This is a genomic window from Janthinobacterium sp. GW821-FHT03A03 (assembly GCF_059421435.1).
Map to the genome: position 1 here is coordinate 14477 of NZ_JBWKUZ010000021.1, position 21954 is coordinate 36430.

20 protein-coding genes are annotated in these 21954 nt (G+C 61.7%); 4 read left to right on the forward strand and 16 right to left on the reverse strand.

The window, feature by feature from the left end; translation table 11 throughout:
• Positions 1 to 177: 177 nt before the first annotated feature.
• The 9 genes from yoaA to AC07VI_RS24995 all read right to left on the reverse strand — a co-directional run bounded on the left by yoaA (position 178) and on the right by AC07VI_RS24995 (position 11991).
• Positions 178 to 2169, reverse strand: coding sequence for a DNA repair helicase YoaA (yoaA, locus tag AC07VI_RS24955; protein WP_086148217.1), 1992 nt, complete (start codon positions 2167 to 2169; stop codon positions 178 to 180).
• 99 nt (positions 2170 to 2268) lie between these two features.
• Positions 2269 to 2469 (reverse strand): YdcH family protein, encoded by a 201-nt coding sequence (locus AC07VI_RS24960; RefSeq protein ID WP_076566935.1) that lies wholly within the window; start codon positions 2467 to 2469, stop codon positions 2269 to 2271.
• Between the two features lie 145 nt (positions 2470 to 2614).
• Positions 2615 to 3322: a hypothetical protein gene (locus AC07VI_RS24965; protein ID WP_494808827.1), complete on the reverse strand. Its 708-nt coding sequence runs from the start codon at positions 3320 to 3322 to the stop codon at positions 2615 to 2617.
• 16 nt (positions 3323 to 3338) lie between these two features.
• Positions 3339 to 4436 (reverse strand): cell division protein ZapE, encoded by a 1098-nt coding sequence (gene zapE, locus AC07VI_RS24970; protein ID WP_086146047.1) that lies wholly within the window; start codon positions 4434 to 4436, stop codon positions 3339 to 3341.
• Between the two features lie 218 nt (positions 4437 to 4654).
• Positions 4655 to 6085, reverse strand: coding sequence for a dihydrolipoyl dehydrogenase (gene lpdA / locus AC07VI_RS24975; protein ID WP_035820749.1), 1431 nt, complete (start codon positions 6083 to 6085; stop codon positions 4655 to 4657).
• Positions 6075 to 6458, reverse strand: a complete 384-nt coding sequence (locus AC07VI_RS24980) for a PspC domain-containing protein (protein ID WP_099374981.1) — start codon at positions 6456 to 6458, stop codon at positions 6075 to 6077. Before AC07VI_RS24980 ends, lpdA begins: the two co-directional genes overlap by 11 nt.
• 94 nt (positions 6459 to 6552) lie before the next feature.
• Positions 6553 to 7794, reverse strand: a complete 1242-nt coding sequence (gene odhB, locus AC07VI_RS24985; protein WP_099374982.1) for a 2-oxoglutarate dehydrogenase complex dihydrolipoyllysine-residue succinyltransferase — start codon at positions 7792 to 7794, stop codon at positions 6553 to 6555.
• 112 nt (positions 7795 to 7906) lie between these two features.
• On the reverse strand, positions 7907 to 10762 hold the full coding sequence (locus tag AC07VI_RS24990) for a 2-oxoglutarate dehydrogenase E1 component (protein WP_086146044.1): 2856 nt from the start codon (positions 10760 to 10762) through the stop codon (positions 7907 to 7909).
• Positions 10763 to 11016: 254 nt separating this feature from the next.
• Complete coding sequence (locus AC07VI_RS24995; RefSeq protein WP_099374983.1) at positions 11017 to 11991, reverse strand: LysR family transcriptional regulator; 975 nt, start codon at positions 11989 to 11991, stop codon at positions 11017 to 11019.
• A gap of 118 nt (positions 11992 to 12109) precedes the next feature.
• Here AC07VI_RS24995 and AC07VI_RS25000 point away from each other — a divergent pair, with 118 nt between their 5' ends.
• Entirely contained in the window at positions 12110 to 12565 is a 456-nt protein-coding gene (locus tag AC07VI_RS25000) for an MBL fold metallo-hydrolase (RefSeq protein WP_086146042.1), read from the forward strand.
• Between the two features lie 73 nt (positions 12566 to 12638).
• Here AC07VI_RS25000 and gltA read toward each other — a convergent pair whose 3' ends face one another.
• The 7 genes from gltA to AC07VI_RS25035 form a co-directional block, all read right to left on the reverse strand.
• Entirely contained in the window at positions 12639 to 13940 is a 1302-nt protein-coding gene (gltA, locus tag AC07VI_RS25005; RefSeq protein ID WP_086146041.1) for a citrate synthase, read from the reverse strand.
• 122 nt (positions 13941 to 14062) lie between these two features.
• Positions 14063 to 14344 (reverse strand): FAD assembly factor SdhE, encoded by a 282-nt coding sequence (locus tag AC07VI_RS25010; RefSeq protein WP_034752073.1) that lies wholly within the window; start codon positions 14342 to 14344, stop codon positions 14063 to 14065.
• Positions 14345 to 14461: 117 nt separating this feature from the next.
• Positions 14462 to 15172: a succinate dehydrogenase iron-sulfur subunit gene (locus tag AC07VI_RS25015; protein ID WP_034752075.1), complete on the reverse strand. Its 711-nt coding sequence runs from the start codon at positions 15170 to 15172 to the stop codon at positions 14462 to 14464.
• A gap of 9 nt (positions 15173 to 15181) precedes the next feature.
• Positions 15182 to 16963 carry a succinate dehydrogenase flavoprotein subunit gene (gene sdhA, locus AC07VI_RS25020; RefSeq protein ID WP_086146040.1) on the reverse strand — a complete coding sequence of 594 codons (1782 nt, stop codon included), beginning with the start codon at positions 16961 to 16963 and terminating at the stop codon, positions 15182 to 15184.
• 2 nt (positions 16964 to 16965) lie between these two features.
• Positions 16966 to 17331 (reverse strand): succinate dehydrogenase, hydrophobic membrane anchor protein, encoded by a 366-nt coding sequence (sdhD, locus tag AC07VI_RS25025; protein ID WP_034752078.1) that lies wholly within the window; start codon positions 17329 to 17331, stop codon positions 16966 to 16968.
• Positions 17332 to 17333: 2 nt separating this feature from the next.
• Entirely contained in the window at positions 17334 to 17756 is a 423-nt protein-coding gene (gene sdhC / locus AC07VI_RS25030; protein ID WP_086146039.1) for a succinate dehydrogenase, cytochrome b556 subunit, read from the reverse strand.
• A 306-nt stretch (positions 17757 to 18062) separates the two neighbouring features.
• Positions 18063 to 18947, reverse strand: coding sequence for a GntR family transcriptional regulator (locus AC07VI_RS25035; protein WP_086146038.1), 885 nt, complete (start codon positions 18945 to 18947; stop codon positions 18063 to 18065).
• A 305-nt stretch (positions 18948 to 19252) separates the two neighbouring features.
• Here AC07VI_RS25035 and AC07VI_RS25040 point away from each other — a divergent pair, with 305 nt between their 5' ends.
• The 3 genes from AC07VI_RS25040 to AC07VI_RS25050 all read left to right on the forward strand — a co-directional run bounded on the left by AC07VI_RS25040 (position 19253) and on the right by AC07VI_RS25050 (position 21911).
• The gene (locus tag AC07VI_RS25040; RefSeq protein ID WP_099374984.1) at positions 19253 to 20242 is read left to right on the forward strand and encodes a malate dehydrogenase; all 990 of its coding nucleotides are present in this window, start codon (positions 19253 to 19255) and stop codon (positions 20240 to 20242) included.
• A gap of 111 nt (positions 20243 to 20353) precedes the next feature.
• On the forward strand, positions 20354 to 21352 hold the full coding sequence (locus AC07VI_RS25045; protein ID WP_086146036.1) for an HpcH/HpaI aldolase/citrate lyase family protein: 999 nt from the start codon (positions 20354 to 20356) through the stop codon (positions 21350 to 21352).
• A 13-nt stretch (positions 21353 to 21365) separates the two neighbouring features.
• Entirely contained in the window at positions 21366 to 21911 is a 546-nt protein-coding gene (locus AC07VI_RS25050) for a hypothetical protein (protein WP_086146035.1), read from the forward strand.
• The last annotated feature ends 43 nt before the right edge of the window (positions 21912 to 21954 follow it).

Below are 21954 nucleotides of genomic sequence, written 5' to 3' on the forward strand. Positions count from 1 at the left end.
GCGCAAAGATGTGTCTGGCGTCCTGAACATCAGCGGCTACGCCAGAATGTGGCGCGATCACGCCCGTTTCCGGCATGCCGGGCACGCAGGCAGGGCAAGGCGCCGATGCGCCACGGCATCGGCTACTGCGTTGATTCCAAAGGGAAATAGCCGGCGCACTGGCGCCGGCAAGAGAAACTACTCGGCGCGGGGCGGCAAGTTGCGGAAGAACTCCACCACTTCGTTCGTATCGCGCGTGCGCTTGAACGGCGGCAGGCTTTGCCAGATGCGCTTGCCGTAGGGCTTGGAAATGAGGCGGGGATCGCAGATCATCAGCACGCCGCGGTCGCCCTCGTCGCGGATCAAACGGCCTGCGCCCTGCTTCAGGTTGATGATGGCTTCCGGCAGCGAATGGTGCATGAAACCGTTCTTGCCCTGTTTTTCCATCACTTCGATGCGCGCGGCCAGCACCGGGTCGTCCGGCGGCGCGAACGGCAGCTTGTCGATGATCACCAGCGACAAGGCATCGCCGCGCACGTCGACGCCTTCCCAGAAGCTCTGGCTGCCGATCAGCACGCCATTGCCGGCGGCGCGGAACTGGTCCAGCAATTCCGTGCGGCCCCGGTCGCCCTGCACGAACAGGGGGAAGTTCAGGCCGCGCTGCTTGAACTCGTCGGCCAGGCGTTCGGCGGCCCGCTTGACGGCGCGCAAGGTGGTGCACAGGAAGAAGGTGCGTCCGCCCGCCGCCTCGATGATGGGCAGGGCGCAGTCGATGACGGCGTCCGTATAGCCGAGGGAATTGGGCTGCGGCAGGTTTTGCGGCACGAACAGCAAACCCTGCTGGCCATAGTCGAACGGACTCGGCCACGTGTGCGACGGTTCGCCCGTCAAGCCCATCTGTTCGGAAAAATGCTTGAAATCGTTCTTCACGGCCAGGGTGGCCGACGTGAAAATCCAGCTGCGCGGCGTGCCTTCGCGCTGGTTGTTGAAGATAGGCGCAATCGACAGCGGCGTTTTATGCAGCTGCAGGGAGCTGGAAAAGGCTTCCACCCAGAACACCGCTTCCTCGCCGGCCGCCACCTTGGCTTTCGGGTCGAATTTCCAGCCGCTCAGCTGCTGCGCCAGCTCGACGCCGCGCACGCGGCACTGTTCCAGGGTTTCCGCCCGTTCCGCCTGGGTTTCCAGCACGGCCACCATGCCGTCAAGCTCATCCTTGAGGGTCTCGAGCGCGGGGAAGAAATCGCTGGACGGGGCGATCTGCGGCAAGGACAGGCGCACGATGTCCTGCGGGAAGGTCAACCGCAGGTCGCGCGCCGCCTTTTCCACCACCGTGACCGTCTTCGCCCAGTCGATGCCGCGCGCATGCGCGAGGCCCTCGGCCAGCACGTCGCGGCACAGTTCCAGGATTTGCGAGGTGGACACGGTATTTCCAAAGAACAAAGTGGCCGTGTCGGGCAGCTGGTGCGCCTCGTCGAAGATGATGGTATTGGCCGAGGGCAGCAATTCCGCCACGCCCGTGTCCTTCAGGGCCACGTCGGCAAAGAACAGGTGATGGTTGACCACCACTACGTCGGCTTGCTGGGCTTCCTTGCGGGCCTTCATCACAAAACAATCCTGGTAGTACTGGCACTCGGCGCCCATGCAGGTGTCGCGCGTGGACGTGACCAGGTTCCAGATCATGGCGTTTTCCGGCACCTTGGCCAGTTCCGCCTTGTCGCCGGAACTGGTCATCTTGATGAAACGCGAGATTTCACGCAAATGCCCCACGTCGTCGCGCGAGGTCATGCGTCCGTTCTGCAGCGTGCGTTCCAGGTGATAATGGCAGACGTAATTCGAGCGGCCTTTCAGCAAGGCCACGGAGACGGGCGCCTGCAGCGCGGCGCGCACGGTGGGGATATCGCGCAGGAACAGCTGATCCTGCAAGTTCTTCGTACCGGTGGAAACAATGGTCTTGCCGCCCCACATCAGGGCCGGCACCAGGTAGGCAAAGGTTTTGCCGGTGCCCGTGCCCGCCTCGGCGATCAGGGTCGTCTGGCTGTCGATGGCGCTGGCGATGGCCTTGGCCATTTCCGTTTGCGAGCGGCGCGGCTTGTAGCTGCCCACGGCCGGTCCCAGCGGACCGCCGGCGCCAAACAGGCGTTCGATGTCGGCATCGTGCTTGCCAGGGGCCGCCTGGGGTTCGTCTGGCACCTGTGGTGGCTGGCCTTCTTGGCTTGCAGGCAATAAATTGTGATCGGTCAAAATATACTTAAGGTTATGGCTGGGCCGGGCTGGGCGCTACTGGCGCCCTCAGGCTGGAACATCGGGCACAAGTTGCATTTTTAGCAATGTGATGTGGTCCTTCAGCTGCAATTTGCGCTTTTTCAAGCGGCGCAGTTGCAGCTCGTCATAGTGACCATCGAGTGTCAGCAACTCGATCACGGCATCGAGGTCACGGTGTTCCACGTCGAGTTCAATCAGGCGCCGCTCTATATGCTGTACATCGCTCATGTGTTGCGTTCCAGGCAGTGTTGATCAACAGGCGCGCGCAGCGTGCGCAGGCCGCCATCTGCGCCGGATCACCGGCGAGTGCATAGTTTAACCTGCCGCGCGGGATAGGGCACGCCATTTCCGGCGCGCCCGGCGGCGGGGCCGCTTATTTGGCAGGCGGGACGGCGACGGCCGCGCCGCTGGCCGCTGCCTTGGCCGCCTTGGCGTCAGCTTCGGCCTGGCGTTCGGCCAGGCGCTGCGCCACGCGCTTCTGGCGCGCCGCGGCCTCGGCCTGCTTGCGGGCAAACGCCGCTTCGCGGGCTGCGCGGCGCGGCGCCTCGGCGGCATCGTCGGCGGCCTGCTTTTTCACTTTGGCCGCATGTTCGGCTTCGCGCTCGGCCACGCTCTTGCCTTGCGGCTTGGGTGGTTCCGGCTCGGGCGCGACCACTTTCACGGGCTTGGGCAAGGCGGCGGCGCGCTGCTCGGCATCGAGACGCGCATCCTCCTGCGTCCGGGCCAGGTCGATATCGCGCAGGCGCACGGACTCGGCGCGCTTGAAGTGATTCGCTTCAGCCTCGATGGCGCGCAGGCGCACGAGGATCAGGCGGCGCTTTTCCTTGGCCTTGTCCAGGCAGCTGTTCACGAAGAACTTGCTGTAGCATTCCTGCTCGCGCGCGGCATACTCGTCCTCGGCCGCCTCGCGCTCGCTGGCTGCCAGCTTGAGCTTGGCATCGGCCTCGTCGATGGACAAGGTGGCGGGCACCTGCGGCACGCCGACCTCATCCAATGCCGCGCTGCCCTGGTGGGCGCAGGCGGACAAGGCCAGGGCCAGGCCAACGCCTGCCGCCAGCTGGTATAGTGTTTTTGCCATCATATTCATTCTTCCTGCCTCAAACGATCGCGTCGGCCGCGCCGCGCTGTTCTTTTTCCATGTATTCGCGCGATTGCATCTCGATGATACGCGAAACGGTGCGGTGAAACTCGTTGGCCAGCATGCCATTCGTGTATAGCTGCTCCGGCGCCACTTCGGCCGACATGATCAGCTTGACCTTCTGGTCGTAGAACACGTCGATCAGCCACGTGAAGCGGCGCGCCTCGGACGACTGCGCCGCCGACATGGCCGGTATGCCGGACAATATCACTGTATGGAAGCGGCTGGCGATTTCCAGGTAATCATTTTGCGAGCGGGGGCCGCCGCACAGGGTGGCGAAATCGAACCAGATGATGCCGCCGGCGCGCCGCAGGCAGTGGATTTCGCGGCTCTCGATGCGGATGTGCGCATCTTCGTCGGCCGTCTCGGCGATGCGCGCGTAGGCCTCGCGCAGCGCGCGGTCGGTGGCCGCGCCCAGCGGCGTGTAGTAGCTTTCCACCTGCTCCAGCGCACGGCCGCGGTAATCGACGCCGGCGTCGACGTTCATCACGTCCAGCTTGGCCTTGAGCAGCGCGATGGTCGGCAGCATGCGGTCGCGGTGCAGGCCATCCGGATACAGCAGGTCCGGGTCGTAATTCGAGGTCATGATGAAGGACACGCCGTTGTCGAACAGGGCCGACAGCAGGTTGTACAGGATCATCGCATCGGCGATGTCCGAGACGTGGAATTCATCGAAACAGATCAAGCGGTATTTCTTGGCGATGCGCTTGGCAACTTCATCGAGCGGGTCGGCCACGCCCTTCAATTCGTCGAGCTGCTGGTGCACGCCGCGCATGAATTCGTGGAAGTGCAATCGCGTCTTGCGCACCAGGGGCACGACCGAATAAAAACTGTCCATCAGGAACGACTTGCCGCGCCCTACCCCACCCCACATGTACACGCCCCTGGGCACGGCAGGACGGTTGATCAGGCGCTTGAAGGTGCTCGAGCGCTGGCCCTTGTAGGCCACCCACTCGTCATAGCACAGCTGCAGGCGGTCGACCGCGCGCCGCTGGGCGGCATCGGCCTTGAAATCGCGCTTCTGCAACGCGTGCTGGTAAAACTCTTCAACGTTCATGGGATTCGATTCAACAGGGATTCTTGACATAGCGCAAACGGGCCGGCAAGGCAGAAACTGCTTTGCCGGCCCGCTGCGAAGTACTCTACTGGTTTACAACGCCTGACAAAACCGTAGCGAGCGGAAGGAAGTTGTGGTCGAGAAGCGCAACTGTACGAAGGTACAGTGAGCATCACAAACCACAAATTACGACGCGCAGCAGGTTTTGCCAGATGTTCTTAGAAGTTCAACGTACGCTTGTCTACGGCCAGTGCCGCTTCCTTGGTCGCTTCCGACAGGGATGGATGGGCGTGGCAGATGCGCGCGATGTCTTCGGCCGAAGCCTTGAATTCCATCGCCACGACGGCTTCGGAAATCAGTTCCGACGCCATCGGGCCGACGATATGCACGCCGAGGATTTCATCGGTGGTCGCATCGGCCAGGAATTTCACCATGCCCGAGGTGTCGCCCAGCGCGCGCGCACGGCCGTTGGCCATGAACGGGAAGGTGCCGGCTTTGTAGGCAATGCCTTCGGCCTTCAGGGTTTGCTCGGTCTTGCCGACCCACGCGATTTCCGGCGAGGTGTAGATCACCCAAGGAATCGTGTTGAAGTTGGTGTGGCCATGCTGGCCGGCGATACGCTCGGCCACGGCAACGCCTTCTTCTTCGGCCTTGTGCGCCAGCATCGGGCCGCGCACGACGTCGCCCACTGCCCAGACGTTCGGCAGGTTGGTCTTGCAGTCGCCGTCGACGGCGATGAAGCCGCGCTCGTCGAGCTGCAGGCCGACCTTGTCGGCACCCAGGCCGTTCGTGTTCGGCGTGCGGCCGATCGAGATGATCAGCTTGTCGAACACGGCTTTTTGCGCTTCGCCCTTGGCGTCCACGAATTCCACGGTGACGTCTTTCTTGCCTGGCGTGATCGCACCGATCTTGCAGCCCAGATTGATCTTCAAGCCTTGCTTGGTGAACAGCTTCGACGCTTCCTTGGCGATCTGCTCGTCCACGGCACCCAGGAAGACCGGCAGGCCTTCGAGCACGGTGACGTCGGAACCGAGGCGGCGCCAGACGCTGCCCATTTCCAGGCCGATCACGCCGGCGCCGATGACGCCCAGCTTGGCGGGTACGGCGTCGATGGCCAGTGCGCCCGTGTTCGACAGGATCAGTTTCTCGTCGAATGGTGCGCCCGGCAGTTCGCGCGCGTTCGAACCCGTGGCGATGACCACGTGCTTGGCGCTCAGGGTTTCGTTGGCTTCGCCCGTCACGCTGATTTCATACGCGCCAGCGGCGGCGGCAGCGAAAGCGGCGCGGCCGTGGAAGAAGGCGATCTTGTTCTTCTTGAACAGGTACAGGATGCCGTCGTTGTTTTGCTTGACGACGGTGTCCTTGCGCTTGAGCATCTGGCCCAGGTTCAGCTTCAGGCCGGCGACGTCGATGCCGTGCTCGGCAAAGCTGTGGCCCGCGTGTTCGAAATGCTCGGACGATTGCAGCAGCGCTTTCGACGGGATGCAGCCGACGTTGGTGCAGGTGCCGCCAGGCGCGGCGCCGCCCTTGGCGTTCGACCACTCGTCGACGCAGGCGACGGAAAAGCCCAGCTGCGCTGCGCGGATGGCGGCGATGTAGCCGCCTGGGCCCGCGCCGATGACAACTACGTCAAATTGTTTAGTACTCATGTTTTGTTGTTCCAATCTCTTCGTCTGGTACGAAAATCCACAATAGAAGGTAAATCACCACGCCGAAGCCGAAGGTCAATGTAAACAGGACGAAGACGAGGCGCCAGATCCACGCTTCCATGCCGGAAGCGCGTCCCAGGCCGCCGCAGACGCCGCCGAGCCAGCGGTCGGTGCGCGAGCGGCGCAGGCGGTTGAATTCCTGCACCAGGTCGTTTGCCGGGCCGGCAGCCGCACCGGCGCCGGACGTGCTGTCCGGCTTGTCCAGGTTGATATTGCTCAAGAGCTTGGCTTTCGCTTGCGCGAATTCCGCGTCGCTCAGGGCGCCCGCCAGATGCAATTCGTGCAGGCGCTTGATTTCTTCAGAGACGTTCATGGGAATCCTCTTTCATTGAGATCAGCCAGCTGCGTCTTCTGGCAAGGGGTATCAGCTACATTGCCCCGGCGGCTACGCCGGGGGACTACAGTGCTTACAGGTCCAGCAACAGGCGTGCAGGATCTTCCAGCGCTTCTTTCATCGCCACCAGGCCCAGGACGGCTTCGCGGCCGTCGATGATGCGGTGGTCGTAGGACATGGCCAGGTAGTTCATCGGACGCACCACGATCTGGCCGTTTTCGACAACGGCGCGGTCCTTGGTCGCATGCACGCCCAGGATGGCCGATTGCGGCGGGTTGATGATCGGGGTCGACAGCATGGAGCCGAAGGTGCCGCCGTTCGAGATCGAGAACGTGCCGCCCGTCAGGTCGTCCAGGGTCAGCTTGCCTTCCTTGGCTTTCGCGCCGAATTCACCGATTTTTTTCTCGATGTCGGCGATCGACAGCTGGTCCGCGTTGCGGATGATAGGCACGACCAGGCCGCGCGGCGAACCGACAGCGATGCCGATGTCAAAGTAGCCGTGGTAGACGATGTCGTTGCCGTCAACGGAGGCATTGATGATCGGGTACTTTTTCAGGGCGGCGACGGCTGCCTTGACGAAGAAGGACATGAAGCCCAGCTTGACGCCGTGCTCTTTCTCGAACTTGTCCTTGTACTTGTTGCGCAGGTCGATGACCGGCTGCATGTTCACTTCATTGAACGTGGTCAGGATGGCGTTCGTCGATTGCGATTGCAGCAGGCGCTCGGCGATACGCGCGCGCAGGCGGCTCATCGGCACGCGCTCTTCAGGGCGGTCGCCCAGGCTGGCGGCCGACGGCGTGGCAACTTGTTGCAGCGCCGGCTTGGCAGCGGCTGGCGCCAGCGGCGCAACGGCTGGCTTGGCGGAAGCGGCCAGGGCGTCGCCCTTGGTCACGCGGCCGTCTTTGCCGGAACCGGCGACGTCGCCGGCGGACAGGCCTTTTTCAGACAGGATCTTGGCAGCGGCAGGCATGGCAACATCGCTCTTGTTCACTGCCGGTGCCGAGTCTTGGGCGGCGGCAGCCAGGGCTGGCGCAGGCACGGCGGACACTTCCATCGGGCTGACCTTGGCCGAGCCATCGGTGTCGATGATGGCGATGACTTCGCCGGCAACGACAGTGGCGCCGTTATCCTTGATGATCTGCACGATCACGCCGGCGGCCGGCGCCGGCAGTTCCAGCACCACTTTGTCGGTTTCGATATCGATCATGTTTTCGTCGCGCGCAACTGCCTCGCCGACTTTCTTGTGCCATGCCAGCAGGGTCGCTTCCGCAACCGATTCCGACAACTGGGGAACTTTGACTTCGATTTGTGCCATGTAAAACTCCGTTTATTTTGTTATTGCGGCGCCGCCCCTGCGTAGCAGGAGCGGCGCTCCGTCATCATCTAGTTGATCGGGCGCAATGCGCATCGCACGGCGCCCGGTATCCTTACTTGGTCAGGATAAAACCTTTCAGCTTCGAAAATGCCGTTTCCAGCAGATCTTTTTGCTGGGCGTAGTGCTTGTCATAGTAACCGACAGCCGGCGACGCCGAAGCAGGACGGCCGGCGTAGGCCAGACGCTGACCCGATTCCAGGCCTTCGAAGATGTTGTGCTGGATCTGGAACCAGGCGCCCTGGTTTTGCGGCTCGTCCTGTGCCCAGACGACTTCGACCAGGTTCGGGAACTTCTTCAGTTCGGCAGCAAACGACTTATGCGGGAACGGATACAGCTGTTCCAGGCGCACGATGGCCGTGTCGGTCTGGCCGCGGGTCTTGCGTGCGTTGACCAGGTCGTAGTAGACCTTGCCCGAGCAGGCGACCACGCGCTTGACTTTCTTGGCATCGATTTTGTCGTCGACTTCGCCGATGACGGTCTGGAAACCGCCCTTGGCCAGGTCGGTCAGCGGCGAACCGGCGTCCTTGTTGCGCAGCAGCGACTTCGGCGTCAGGATGACCAGCGGCTTGCGGAACTGGCGCACCATCTGGCGGCGCAGCAAATGGAAGATCTGCGAAGCCGTCGTCGGCTGCACCACTTGCATGTTGTTGTCTGCGCACAGCTGCAGGAAACGCTCTGGACGCGCGGACGAGTGCTCAGGACCCTGGCCTTCGTAACCGTGCGGCAGCATCATGACCAGGCCCGAAGCGCGGCCCCACTTCACTTCGCCGGAGCTGATGAATTGGTCGATCACCACTTGCGCGCCGTTGGCGAAGTCGCCGAACTGGGCTTCCCAGATCGTCAGCGTGTTCGGTTCAGCGGTCGAGTAGCCGTATTCGAAGGCCAGTACGGCTTCTTCGGACAGCACCGAGTCGATGACGGTGAAAGGCGCCTGGTTGTCCGACACGTTTTGCAGCGGAATGTAGGTTCCGGCATCCCAGCGTTCGCGGTTCTGGTCATGCAGCACGGCGTGGCGGTGCACGAAGGTGCCGCGGCCCGCATCCTGGCCCGTCAGGCGGATGGCGTAGCCGGACGATACCAGCGATGCGTAGGCCAGGTGTTCGCCCATGCCCCAGTCCAGGTTCATTTCGCCGCGGCCCATGGTGGCGCGGTCGCCCAGGACCTTCTCGACCAGCGAGTGGACCTTGAACTGTTCCGGCACGGTGGTGATGCGCGCGGCCAGGCGTTTCAGTTCCGTCATCGGCACGGCCGTATCGGCCGAGTCGGTCCATTTCTTGTTCAGGAACGGCAGCCAGTCGACAGCGTACTTGTTCTTGAAGTTCGAGATGACCGGATCGACGGTGTGCTTGCCGGCGTCCATGGCGTCGCGGAAGGCGGCCACCATCTTGTCGCCGCCATCGGCAGGGATCACGCCTTGCGCAACCAGCTTGTCCGCGTACAGCTTGCGGGTGCCCGGATGCTGGCCGATGCGCTTGTACATCAGCGGTTGCGTCAGTGCCGGCGTATCTTGCTCGTTGTGGCCCAGCTTGCGGTAGCAGATGATGTCGAGGACGATGTCCTTCTTGAATTCCATGCGGTAGTCGAGCGCGATCTGCGTCGCCAGCACCACGGCTTCCGGATCATCGGCGTTGATGTGCAGGACCGGCGCTTCGATCATCTTGACGACGTCCGAGCAGTACAGGGTCGAGCGCGAGTCGCGCGGGTCCGAGGTGGTGAAACCGATCTGGTTGTTGATCACGATATGCACCGTGCCGCCCGTGCCGTAGCCGCGGGTCTGCGCCAGATTCAGCGTTTCCATGACCACGCCCTGGCCGGCGAAAGCGGCATCGCCGTGCACCAGGATAGGCAGCACTTGCGCGCCGTGCACGTCGCCGCGGCGATCCATGCGGGCCTTGACGGAACCTTCGACCACAGGGTTGACGATTTCCAGGTGCGACGGGTTGAACGCCAGCGACAGGTGGACCGGACCGCCCGCGGTGGAGATGTCCGACGAGAAGCCTTGATGGTACTTCACGTCGCCGGCAGGCAGGTCGTCGCCATGCTTGCCTTCGAATTCTTCGAACAGTTCCTGCGGCGCCTTGCCCAGGGTGTTCACCAGCACGTTCAGGCGGCCGCGGTGGGCCATGCCGATGACGATTTCCTGCACGCCTTTTTCGCCGGCGCGCTGGATGGTTTCATCCATCGAGGCGATGAAGGTTTCGCCGCCTTCCAGGGAGAAGCGCTTCTGGCCCACGTAGCGGGTGTGCAGATAGCGTTCCAGGCCTTCAGCCGCGGTCAGGCGGTCGAGGATGTGGATTTTTTTCTCTGGGGTGAAATTCGGGGTGGAGCGGATCGATTCCAGTTTCTCTTGCAGCCAGCGCTTTTCGGCCGGGTCGGAGATGTACATGAATTCGGCGCCGATCGAACGCGTGTAGGTATCGCGCAGGAAGTTCAGCAGGTCGCGCAGCGTGGCGGTCTCGGGGCCGAAATAGGTATTGCTGATGTTGAACACGGTGTCCATGTCCGCATCGGTGAATCCGTAGAAGCTCGGCTCCAGTTCCGGGATCATCGGACGTTCCTGGCGCTGCAGCGGATCCAGGTTGGCCCAGTGCGTGCCCAGGTAGCGGTATGCGGCGATCAATTGGGTGGCGGCGACGCGCTTGCGGCCCATTTCGGCATCGAAGGAAGCGGTCACTGTGCGGATCGGGCCTGCTTTTGCGCGCTCGGCGAACGAGGCGACGACGGAGGCATGCGCCACGTCAGGCTTGTTGGTGCCATCGACTGCAGGCACGTGCTGCATGGCGTCGAAATAGGCGCGCCAGTTGTCCGGTACCGAACCTGGATTATTGAGATACGCTTCGTACAGATCTTCCACGTACGGAGCATTCCCACCGAACAGGTAGGAGTTGGACGTAAATTGTTGCATCATATTGCTCACCTTTCTTCGCGCTTCGCGAGATTAGCGGGTTAATCTAACCTTCCGCGACACGGCCTGACCGGTTAGCGGATTGCACATCAAGTTGTGGGGGAAGGGCTTTTTTATTGCGCCAGCATTCTTCATACCGTCATTTAGAATAGCACGCGGTATTGTAACGCAACAACCACTAGTTGAATTTTATTTGGCAAGCAAATGTAAGCCGTGTTGTTGATTTTCCCGGGCTTGCAAGCCTGCCACTATTGCGCTTACGTCACGTCCGCAGCCTTGCCGGCGCGGCGCTTGCGGCCATGTGGTCTGCCTGCCGACACGGGCGCGGCAATGGCCGCCAGCCACTGCGGGTCGCCGGCAAACCATTCCACCAGGAAGTCAAGCATGGTGCGCAGCAAGGGCGACATGTGCTGGCGCGACGTGTAGACGCCGTAGATGCCCATGTCCTGCGGCTGGTAGGCGGGCAGCAGTTCCACCAGCTGCCCGCTGGCGATCAGCGGCGCGGCCGAGTAACGGGGCTGCATGGCGATGCCAGCCCCCGCCACCGTCGCCACCAGCAGGACCAGCGATTCATTCGCCGACAGACGGCCGCTGACGGGCACAGTGAGCGCTTCCCCATTGTGGGTGAACTGCCACAGGCTCTTGCCGAAATACGTGTACGTGAGACAGTTATGCAGGGCCAGGTCTTCCGCCCGGCGCGGCGTGCCGTGCGCCGCCAGATACGATGGTGCGGCGCACACCACCGAGGCGCAGTTGGCCAGCTGGCGCGCGATCAGGTTGGGCTCGAGCGCATTCGTGATGCGGATCGCCAAGTCGATGCGCTGCTCCACCAGGTTGACGGCGCGGTTCTCCATCTGCAGATCGACGGCGGCGCGCGGGTAGCGCCGCAGGTAAGCGGTCACTGCGCCGGCCAGCGCCGTCTGCGCCAGCGATTGGGAACAGGTTATGCGCAGCAAGCCGTGCGGCGTATCGGCACCGCCGGGCGACGTGACGGCCATGGCGCCGGCCACCTCGAGCATCTGGCGGCAGCGCGCCAGGGTCGCATCGCCCGCATCCGTCAGACTCAAACGGCGCGTGGTGCGATGCAGCAGGCGGGCCCCTGCCCACTGCTCCATCTCGGCCAGATAACGCGTCACCATGGCGCGCGACATGTCGAGCGCCTCGCTGGCCGCAACCATGCTGCCGCGTTCGGCAATAGCGACAAATACTTGCGCGGCGGTTATGCGGTCCATCTGCGGCTCTCCATTGATTCATCCGATCCATGCAACTAAGTATTGCAATCTACCCTATTTCTCGCGCCTGGTCGAAAGGATAATATGCGACAAGGGTATCGAATATCGAAAGAATCATATGCTTGCACGCGCCGTCCAGCCTTCCCTCCCTCTGGAAACCTTCCGCCTGGACGTGCTGGGCCGCGCGCCATCCACTTCGCTGCTGCTGAGCGGCGTGGCGGACGCCATCCTCGTCAATGCCCAGTTCCTGCGCGACGATGCGTCGCAGTTGGCGCACACTATCGCCGCCAGCGGCAAGCGCCTGACCACCATCTACATCAGCGCCGCCGAACCGCAAGCCTATTTCGGCCTGGGCGTGCTGCAGCAGGCCTTCCCACACGCTCACATCCTCGCCAGCGGCGCCACGGTCGAGGCGATGCGCCGCCAGGCCGGCGCCCGTGTCGCTCACTGGGGCGGCATCCTCAAGCACAACGCGCCGCGCCGCATCGTCCTGCCCCGCGTCCACGATGAAGCCTGCCTGCCGCTCGAAGGCGCGAGCGTGTGCCTGCATTCCCTGCTGGCCGCGCTCGGCTGATTCAGACCTCGTCTGCGCGCATAAAAAAACGGGCCGAAGCCCGTTTTTTTTGTTTGCTCGATACAGCCGTGGATTAACGCTTGTCCAGTGGCAGCACTTCGCGCGTGGTCGAACCGACGAACAGCTGGCGCGGACGGCCGATTTTCTGTTCCGGATCGGCGATCATTTCGTTCCACTGGGCGATCCAGCCGATGGTGCGGGCCATGGCGAAGATACCGGTAAACAACGACACAGGAATGCCCAGCGCCGATTGCACGATGCCCGAGTAGAAGTCGACGTTCGGGTAGAGTTTGCGCGACACGAAGTATTCGTCGTTCAGTGCAATCTTTTCCAGTTCCATCGCCAGCTTGAACAGCGGGTCGTCCTGCAGACCCAGTTCTTGCAGCACTTCGTAGCAGGTTTCACGCATCAGCTTGGCGCGTGGGTCAAAGTTCTTGTACACGCGGTGACCGAAGCCCATCAGCTTGACGCCGGAGTTCTTGTCCTTGACTTGCGCGATGAAGGCAGGGATGTTCTCGACCGTGCCGATTTCTTTCAGCATGTTGAGTGCCGCTTCGTTGGCGCCGCCGTGGGCAGGGCCCCACAGGCAGGCGATGCCGGCAGCGATACAGGCGAACGGGTTGGCGCCCGACGAACCGGCCAGACGGACGGTCGAAGTCGATGCATTCTGCTCGTGGTCCGCGTGCAGGATCAGGATGCGGTCCAGGGCGCGCACCAGCACGTCGTTGACCTTGTACTCTTCGCAAGGGTTGGCGAACATCATGTGCATGAAGTTGGCGCTGTACGACAGGTCGTTGCGCGGGTACACGAACGGCTGGCCGACCGAATACTTGTAGGTCATGGCGACCAGGGTCGGCATCTTGGCGATCAGGCGGATGGCCGACACTTCGCGGTGACGCGGGTCGTTGATGTCCAGCGAGTCATGGTAGAACGACGCCAGCGCGCCGACGGTGCCCACCAGGACCGACATCGGATGCGCGTCGCGGCGGAAGCCGCGGAAGAAGAATTGCATCTGTTCGTGCACCATCGTGTGCTTGGTGACGGTGTCGACGAACTTGGCTTTCTGCGCCGCGTTCGGCAATTCGCCGTTCAGCAGCAGGTAGCACGATTCCATGAAGTCGGCGTTGACGGCCAACTGTTCGATCGGGTAACCGCGGTACAGCAACTCGCCCTTGTCGCCGTCGATATAGGTGATCGACGAGTTGCAGGCGGCCGTCGACATAAAGCCTGGGTCGTAGGTGAACTTGCCGCTACCGGCGTACAGCTTGCGGATGTCGATGACGTCCGGGCCAACCGTGCCTTTGTAGATGGGAAATTCAAGCGATGGGCTGCCATCGGAGAACGACAGGGTAGCTTTTGTGTCAGAGGTATTCATGGGCTCTTCCTTCTCGGGAGTGAGTCGAAATTAAAATCAAAAATTCTGGCTGCAATTCGCACCGCGCTCTGGCGGGGCTACAGCGCGCCACTCGCACCGTTTGCAATATATCGCCCAGGCGTCTAGGCAATGCGCAGTCGTTGCAGCAGTGCGCGCACATGCGGCAGGTCGACTTCGCCTTCCGGCTCTTTACGGGCCAGTACCAGATCCATTAACGCATTGTCCGATAAATCCAGCAAACGCGTCAGCGCGTCAACTTCTTCATCGGTCAATTCGGTTTCATACGCATCGAGAAAACGGGTCAGGATAATATCGTTTTCCAGCAAGCCACGGCGTGAACGCCAGCGCAGGCGGGCGCGGTTGGCCGGGTCGGCCTGATGCGAGGACAAAATTGATTCTGTCATTTGGTTTACCACTTTACGTGTGCCTTGCGGCACGGTGCTGCTTTGCAGGCGCCGCCTGCAGGCAAGAGAGGATACCCTCTTCCCGCAAACGGCGCCCGGCGGACGCGATCAGACGGATCAGATCGCGCGGCGGACCATCAATTCCTTGATCTTGCCGATCGCCTTGTTCGGGTTCAACCCTTTCGGGCAGACGTCGACGCAGTTCATGATCGAATGGCAGCGGAACAGGCGGTACGGGTCTTCCAGGTTGTCCAGACGCGCGCCGGTGGCTTCGTCGCGCGAATCGGCGATGAAGCGGTAGGCTTGCAGCAGGCCGGCCGGGCCGACGAACTTGTCCGGATTCCACCAGAACGACGGGCACGACGTGGAGCAGCAGGCGCACAGGATGCACTCATACAGGCCATCGAGTTCTTCGCGCTGTTCCGGCGATTGCAGGCGTTCTTTTTCAGGCGGGATCGAGTCGTTGATCAGGAAAGGCTTGATCGAATCGTACTGCTTGAAAAATTGCGTCATGTCGACGATCAGGTCGCGGATGACCGGCAAGCCTGGCAACGGACGCAGCACGATAGGCTCCGACAGTTCGTTCAGGTTGGTGGTGCATGCCAGGCCGTTCTTGCCGTTGATGTTCATCGCGTCCGAACCGCACACGCCTTCGCGGCACGAGCGGCGCAGGGCCAGCGAGTCATCGACGTCCGCCTTGATGCGCTGCAGTGCGTCGAGCAGCATCTTGTCGGTGTCTTTCAGTTCGACCGTCAGGTCTTGCATGTACGGCTTGGCATCCTGGTCAGGATCGTAGCGGTAGATTTTGAATTTGAGAGTGCGTGCCATGGTATAGCCTTAGAAAGTACGTGGTTTCGGTTTGAAGGTATCAACCGTCAGCGGCTTGGTCACGACTGGCTTGTACTCCAGTCGGTTGCCTTCCGAATACCACAGAGTGTGCTTCATCCAGTTCTCGTCGTCGCGTTGCGGATGGTCGTCCTGGGCGTGGGCGCCGCGCGATTCCTTGCGGGCCGCTGCCGAAACGATGGTCGCTTTCGCCGTCTCGATCAGGTTGTCCAGCTCCAGCGCTTCCACGCGGGCCGTGTTGAAGACCATCGATTTATCCTTGAACGAGACGTGCTTGCGGCGCTCGTCAAGCTTCATGATCTCTTCGACGCCCTTGCTCAGCATCTCGTCGGTACGGAACACGCCGCAGTACTTCTGCATCGTTGCGCGGATGTCGTTGGCCACGCCCTGCACGGTTTCCGTGCCGGTCGAGTTTTCCAGGCGCTGCAGACGGCCCATGGCGAAATCGGCAGCATCGGCTGGCAAAGGCTTGTTTTCCTTGGCTTTCAGACCGCTGTTGACGATGTGGTTGCCGGCCGCGCGGCCGAAGACCACCAGGTCGAGCAGCGAGTTCGTGCCCAGGCGGTTGGCGCCGTGCACGGAAACGCAGGCGCATTCGCCGATCGCGTACAGGCCGTTGACGACCTTGGCCGAATTGTCCGGACCGGTCGGGGTGACGACCTGGCCGTGGATGTTCGTCGGGATGCCGCCCATCTGGTAGTGAATCGTCGGCACGACAGGAATCGGTTCCTTGGTGGCGTCGACGTTGGCGAACTTGTGGCCGATTTCCAGGATCGACGGCAGGCGCTTGGCGATGGTGTCGGCGCCGATATGGCGCAGGTCCAGCATCACGTGGTCCTTGTTCGGACCGCAGCCGCGGCCTTCCTTGATTTCCTGGTCCATCGAACGCGAAACGAAGTCGCGCGGCGCCAGATCCTTCAGGGTCGGCGCATAGCGCTCCATGAAGCGTTCGCCTTCGCTATTGATCAGGATGCCGCCTTCGCCGCGCACGCCTTCGGTGATCAACACGCCCGCGCCGGCCACGCCGGTCGGGTGGAACTGCCAGAATTCCATGTCCTGCAGCGGCAGGCCGGCGCGTGCCGCCATGCCCATGCCGTCACCGGTGTTGATGAAGGCATTCGTCGAGGCGGCGAAGATGCGGCCTGCGCCGCCCGTTGCCATGACCGTCGTCTTTGCTTCCAGGATCATGCATTCGCCGGTTTCCATTTCCAGCGCAACAACACCGATCACGTCGCCTTCGGCGTCACGGATCAGGTCGAGCGCCATCCACTCGACGAAGAAGTGCGTACGCGCGCGCACGTTGCGCTGGTACAAGGTGTGCAACAGGGCGTGACCGGTACGGTCGGCTGCCGCGCAGGCGCGCTGCACCGGCTTTTCGCCGAAGTGGGCCGTGTGGCCGCCGAACGGACGCTGATAGATGGTGCCATCAGGGTTGCGGTCGAACGGCATGCCGAAGTGTTCCAGCTCGTACACGACTTTCGGCGCTTCGCGGCACATGAATTCGATGGCATCCTGGTCGCCCAGATAGTCGCCACCCTTGACGGTGTCGAACATGTGCCAGAACCAGTTATCTTCGGCCATGTTGCCGAGCGACGCGCCGATACCGCCCTGCGCCGCCACGGTGTGCGAGCGGGTCGGGAAGACTTTCGAGAGAACTGCGACGTTCAGGCCGGCTTCAGCCAGCTGCAACGACGCGCGCATGCCGGAACCGCCGGCGCCAACGATGACCGCATCAAAGCGGCGGGTAGGGATTGCAGATTTATATGCTGCCACGATTACACACTCCAGAGTATCTGTACCGTCCAGCCGGCACAAGCGATCAACCACAGCATGGTGGCAATTTGCAGGGTCAGACGGAGGCCAGCGCTTTTCACGTAGTCCATCCAGATGTCGCGTACGCCGACCCATGCGTGGTAGAACAGGGCGACGAAGGTCACCAGGCTGAACAATTTAAACCACTGCTGTGCGAACAGACCGGCCCAGCCTTCATAGCTGAAGTTGCTGCCGGTCAGGAAAGAAATCAGCAAGATGGCGACATACGCCACCATGACGATGGCGGTGACGCGTTGCGCCAGCCAGTCGCGCAAGCCGTAATGGGCACCGACGACGAGGCGTTTCGGTCCGATATTATTGTCTGCCATGTTTAAAATACTCCAAACAGTTTCAAAGCGACCAAGGCCGTCAACACCAGGCTCACGACCAGCACGGACGACGCGGTCTTGCGTGCCGAATCTTTCTCGATGGCGACGTGCACATCCATGAACAGGTGGCGGATACCGGCGCAGAAGTGGTGCAGGAAGGCCCAGACCAGACCCAGGGTGATCAGCTTGACGAACCAGTGCGAGGCGATGCCCTGGAAGTAAGCGAAGGACATTTCGGAACGCAGGCTCAGTTCCAGCATGTACAGGATGCACGGCAGCAAGGCGAAAATGATGAAACCGCTGATACGATGCAGGATCGAGACGATGGCGCCGACAGCCATGCGGTAGTTCGACAATTCGGTAACATGAATGTTACGGAATTGCGGCCGTTCTTTTTTTGGTACTTCTCTTACGGCTTCAGACATAACAAAAACCTCCCCTTTGAATTTCAACTAAATATTGAAGCCGCGATTTTCGCCGATTTTCGCAACCCATACCAATATCTATTGTTACATATAACCAAAATGGTTTTTTACTACAAAATACCGCGCTACTTTCCGTAGTTCACGTAATTTAATTACAGAACCGCCGGCAAAGCACGGCCCGCCGGGGCTGGCCATGCTTTACCTGCGCGTTCTGCTGTCTCCAATGCCCGTCTTGCGACTGGCACTTTGCAAGCGATGCACTTCAGCCTTGCAGCTTGTCCGGACGCCCGCGGGCGCCCCGCTGCTTCAGCTGAGTTCATTCTGATAATGATGACGACTGGTCAGGTACAGGCCCCGGCGCAGTTCGACTGGCTTGTCGCCGTAGGTAAACGACACGCGCTCGGAACTGAGCAAAGGCGTGCCGAGGTCGATATTTAACAATTGCGCGGCGCCCGCGTCGGCGCACACGGCGCGGATCTGTTCTGAGGCGCGGATCATGCGCGTGCCAAATTCCGTCTCAAACAGGCCATACATGGGGCCTTTGTATTCCACCAGGCGCTCGGCCGTCAGCCCTTTGAAGATCAGGCCCGGCAGCCACAGCTCCTCGACGATGGTCGGCACGCCGTCGAAATACTGCACGCGCTTGATGAAGATCACGGCGTCGCCGGATTTCAGGTCCATCAGGCGCGCCACGTCGGCCGGCGCGCGCACGCGCTTGACTTCGATGAACTTGCTTTCAGGGTAATGCGGCACGCCTTCGTCCGGCACCAGGCGCAGGAAGCGGAAGTGCGCGCGCGCCTCATGGTGGGTGGAAACGAAGGTGCCCTTGCCCTGGCGGCGCATGACGAGATTCTCGGCGGCCAGTTCATCGATGGCCTTGCGCACCGTGCCCTGGCTGACCTTGAAACGGCCGGCCAGTTCGACTTCGCTGGGAATGAGCTCGCCCGGCTTCCATTCACCCGATTGCAGGCTCTGCGTAATGAGCGCCTTGATCTGCTGGTAAAGGGGACTGAAGGTCGGCGAGGCATTGACTGCGGGCGTGGCCGCCACAGTGGTATTGACACTGGCGACAGGGACGGGGACGGAGCTGGCCGGCACGGCTGCAGGCGTGGCCGGGGTGCCCGCGGTCGGACTGACCGCCCCGCTTGCAGCAGTGGCATTGTTGGTCAGATTGGACGAGGCGGAATTCATAGTCCGACATTTCAACACAAATCACTGCCCGCGTCCAGTAAAACAGACGCGGTTATCTGTCTTATATAAGACATAAGATATGATTGACAGATAGAGATCAGAGGCCTAAACTGCCTTCGATAAAACATATGCGCCAGCGTTTTATGTTGTCGGCCAGCCACTCTGGTTTCGTGCAGCACAAGCGTGACGGCAGCGTACACCAGCAATTCGGTGGCGCCGGCCGGTTTTGGTATCATTATAGTTTTTCCGGATAAGCGTAAGCCCAGCTTCAAGCCCGTTTTCTTTCCCATTTTTGGAGATTCATCATGGCTAAAACCCCAATGCGTGTTGCAGTGACCGGCGCCGCCGGCCAGATCGGCTACGCCCTGTTGTTCCGCATCGCCAATGGCGACATGCTCGGCAAAGACCAGCCTGTCATCTTGCAACTGCTTGAAATCCCGGACGAAAAAGCCCAGAAGGCGCTCAAGGGCGTGATGATGGAAATCGACGATTGCGCATTCCCGCTGCTGACGGAAATGACCGCCCACTCCGATCCGCTGACCGCATTCAAGGATGTCGACGTGGCCGTACTGGTTGGCGCGCGCCCACGCGGCCCAGGCATGGAACGCAAGGACCTGCTGGAAGCGAACGCCCAGATCTTCACCGTGCAAGGCAAGGCGCTCGACGCCGTCGCTTCGCGCAATGTCAAAGTGCTGGTGGTCGGCAACCCTGCCAACACCAACGCCTACATCGCCATGAAATCGGCGCCATCGCTGCCGGCGAAAAACTTCACCGCCATGCTGCGCCTGGACCACAACCGCGCCCTGTCGCAAGTGGCTGCCAAGACCGGCACCGCCGTCAAGGATATCGAGAAGCTGACCGTCTGGGGCAACCACTCGCCAACCATGTACGCCGACTACCGCTTCGCCACCGTCAACGGCAAGGCCGTCAAGGACCTGATCAACGACCAGGAATGGAACGCCAACGTGTTCCTGCCAACCGTCGGCAAGCGCGGCGCGGCCATCATCGACGCGCGCGGCCTGTCGTCGGCAGCGTCGGCAGCGAACGCCGCCATCGACCACATCCATGACTGGATGCTGGGCACGAACGGCAAGTGGACCACCATGGGCGTGCCGTCGGATGGCTCGTACGGCATTCCTGAAGGCACCGTGTTCGGCTTCCCGGTCACCACCGAGAACGGCGAGTACACCATCGTTCAAGGCCTGGAAATCGATGCATTCTCGCAAGACCGCATCAACCTGACCCTGAAAGAACTGACCGAAGAGCGCGAAGGCGTGAAACACCTGCTGGCGTAAATCCAGTATTGGCGGCGCGGCCAGAGCGCCGCCCGCCAAGAAGGCCGCCCCGCGCATGTCGCGGCGCGGCTGTTTTATCAAGTAGTTTTTACCTGCAGAAATGCCTTAAGCATGCACCCTTCCGAGGTTTTATTCCAAGGCAAACGCCAGCCGCTGTTGCTCGCCGCTTGCGACCACTACGCCGGCTCTGAAAAGCTGATGCGTAAATCGATTGCTTTGCAACAAGAGCTTGGGCCCCTGTTCGATATCACGTTCGACTGCGAAGATGGCGCCAGCGCCGGCAATGAAGAAGCGCACGCGCAGATGATCGCCGGCCTGCTGGCCAGCGACGAGAACCAGTTCAACCGCATCGGCGTGCGCGTGCACGATGTCGACAGCCCGTTTTTTACGCGCGACGTGGAAATCATCTGTGCCGCCGCGGCCCGCCTGGCCTATATCGCCGTGCCCAAGGTGGGCGGCGTGCAGGACGCCATGCTGGCCATCGACCTGATCAATCTACACGCGCGCCGCGCCGGCCGCGACAACCTGCCCGTGCACATCCTGATCGAGACGCACGGCGCGCTGCGCGACGCCTACGCGATCGCCGCCCTGCCCCAGGTCGAATGCCTGTCCTTCGGCATCATGGATTTCGTCTCGGCCCATTACGGCGCCATCCCGGCCGCCGCCATGCGCACGCCGGGCCAGTTCACGCACCCGCTGGTGGTGCGCGCCAAGCTCGAAGTGGCGGCCGCCTGCCACGCGCACGGCAAGGTGCCCTCGCATAACGTGACAACCGACGTGCGCGATTCGGCCGTGGTGGCAAACGACGCCCAGCGCGCTACTGCCGAGTTCGGCTATACGCGCATGTGGAGCATCCACCCGGACCAGATCAAACCCATTATCAAGGCCTTCACACCGCGCCTGTCCGAAGTCAACGAGGCCAGCAACATCCTGAATGAAGCGCTGCGCGCCAACTGGGGGCCGATCGCCCAAAATGGCCGCTTGCATGACCGCGCCAGCTACCGATATTATTGGACCGTTTTGCAACGCGCCAAACTGGCGGGCCTGGGCCTGCCCGAGGCGGCCGCCGCATTACTGAATACACCTTCTTCCAGCACCACTGAAAACTGACAGGAATTACACGATGTCCATCTCCAAATTAGCAATTGCCTGCAGCGTCGCGCTGGGCGCCATGACCCTCACGCTGGCGCCGGCCAGCTTCGCCGCCACGGCAGAGGCAAATCCCAAGGCCGTCAAGGCCAAGCCGAAAGCCAAGGCCAGCAAGGCCAAGGCGGCCGCCAAGGAAGCCCATCCGCTCGCCATGTCGGTCGCCGACAAGGAAGAAGCCGATGAGCCGAACACGACGGGCTCGGCTTCCACCGACTTCAATTGCGAACTTGGCAATAAAATCACGATCTACACGAATGCCACGGATGACAAACACATCGCCCTGCGCTGGAAGAAGCGCCTGCACCGCCTGAGCCGCGTTGGCACCACCACCGGCGCCAACCGCTTCGAGAACCGTCTGTATGGTCTCGTCTGGATCGGCATTCCGGCCAAAGGCATGCTGCTCGATTCCAAGCAGGGCCGCCAATTGGCCAATGAATGCAAGGATGCGGAGCAAGCCAAGCCGGCGGCAGTGGTGGAAGCCGCGCCATCGCTGGGCGTGCTGCCAGTTACCGGCGGCTGATGTGAGCAGCAAGGGCCTCTTCGGGGGCTCAGTCATGTTTTGT

Bases quoted from the DNA above. Each gene is read 5' to 3' on its own strand.
- sdhD (WP_034752078.1), bottom strand. From the start codon at position 17,331: ATGGCAGACAATAATATCGGACCGAAACGCCTCGTCGTCGGTGCCCAT.
- AC07VI_RS25015 (WP_034752075.1), bottom strand. From the start codon at position 15,172: ATGGCACGCACTCTCAAATTCAAAATCTACCGCTACGATCCTGACCAG.
- lpdA (WP_035820749.1), bottom strand. From the start codon at position 6,085: ATGAGTACTAAACAATTTGACGTAGTTGTCATCGGCGCGGGCCCAGGC.
- AC07VI_RS25035 (WP_086146038.1), bottom strand. From the start codon at position 18,947: ATGAATTCCGCCTCGTCCAATCTGACCAACAATGCCACTGCTGCAAGC.
- AC07VI_RS24995 (WP_099374983.1), bottom strand. From the start codon at position 11,991: ATGGACCGCATAACCGCCGCGCAAGTATTTGTCGCTATTGCCGAACGC.
- AC07VI_RS25040 (WP_099374984.1), top strand. From the start codon at position 19,253: ATGGCTAAAACCCCAATGCGTGTTGCAGTGACCGGCGCCGCCGGCCAG.
- sdhC (WP_086146039.1), bottom strand. From the start codon at position 17,756: ATGTCTGAAGCCGTAAGAGAAGTACCAAAAAAAGAACGGCCGCAATTC.
- AC07VI_RS24990 (WP_086146044.1), bottom strand. From the start codon at position 10,762: ATGATGCAACAATTTACGTCCAACTCCTACCTGTTCGGTGGGAATGCT.
- AC07VI_RS25050 (WP_086146035.1), top strand. From the start codon at position 21,366: ATGTCCATCTCCAAATTAGCAATTGCCTGCAGCGTCGCGCTGGGCGCC.
- AC07VI_RS24980 (WP_099374981.1), bottom strand. From the start codon at position 6,458: ATGAACGTCTCTGAAGAAATCAAGCGCCTGCACGAATTGCATCTGGCG.
- AC07VI_RS24965 (WP_494808827.1), bottom strand. From the start codon at position 3,322: ATGATGGCAAAAACACTATACCAGCTGGCGGCAGGCGTTGGCCTGGCC.
- zapE (WP_086146047.1), bottom strand. From the start codon at position 4,436: ATGAACGTTGAAGAGTTTTACCAGCACGCGTTGCAGAAGCGCGATTTC.
- AC07VI_RS24960 (WP_076566935.1), bottom strand. From the start codon at position 2,469: ATGAGCGATGTACAGCATATAGAGCGGCGCCTGATTGAACTCGACGTG.
- AC07VI_RS25000 (WP_086146042.1), top strand. From the start codon at position 12,110: ATGCTTGCACGCGCCGTCCAGCCTTCCCTCCCTCTGGAAACCTTCCGC.
- AC07VI_RS25010 (WP_034752073.1), bottom strand. From the start codon at position 14,344: ATGACAGAATCAATTTTGTCCTCGCATCAGGCCGACCCGGCCAACCGC.
- odhB (WP_099374982.1), bottom strand. From the start codon at position 7,794: ATGGCACAAATCGAAGTCAAAGTTCCCCAGTTGTCGGAATCGGTTGCG.
- gltA (WP_086146041.1), bottom strand. From the start codon at position 13,940: ATGAATACCTCTGACACAAAAGCTACCCTGTCGTTCTCCGATGGCAGC.
- AC07VI_RS25045 (WP_086146036.1), top strand. From the start codon at position 20,354: ATGCACCCTTCCGAGGTTTTATTCCAAGGCAAACGCCAGCCGCTGTTG.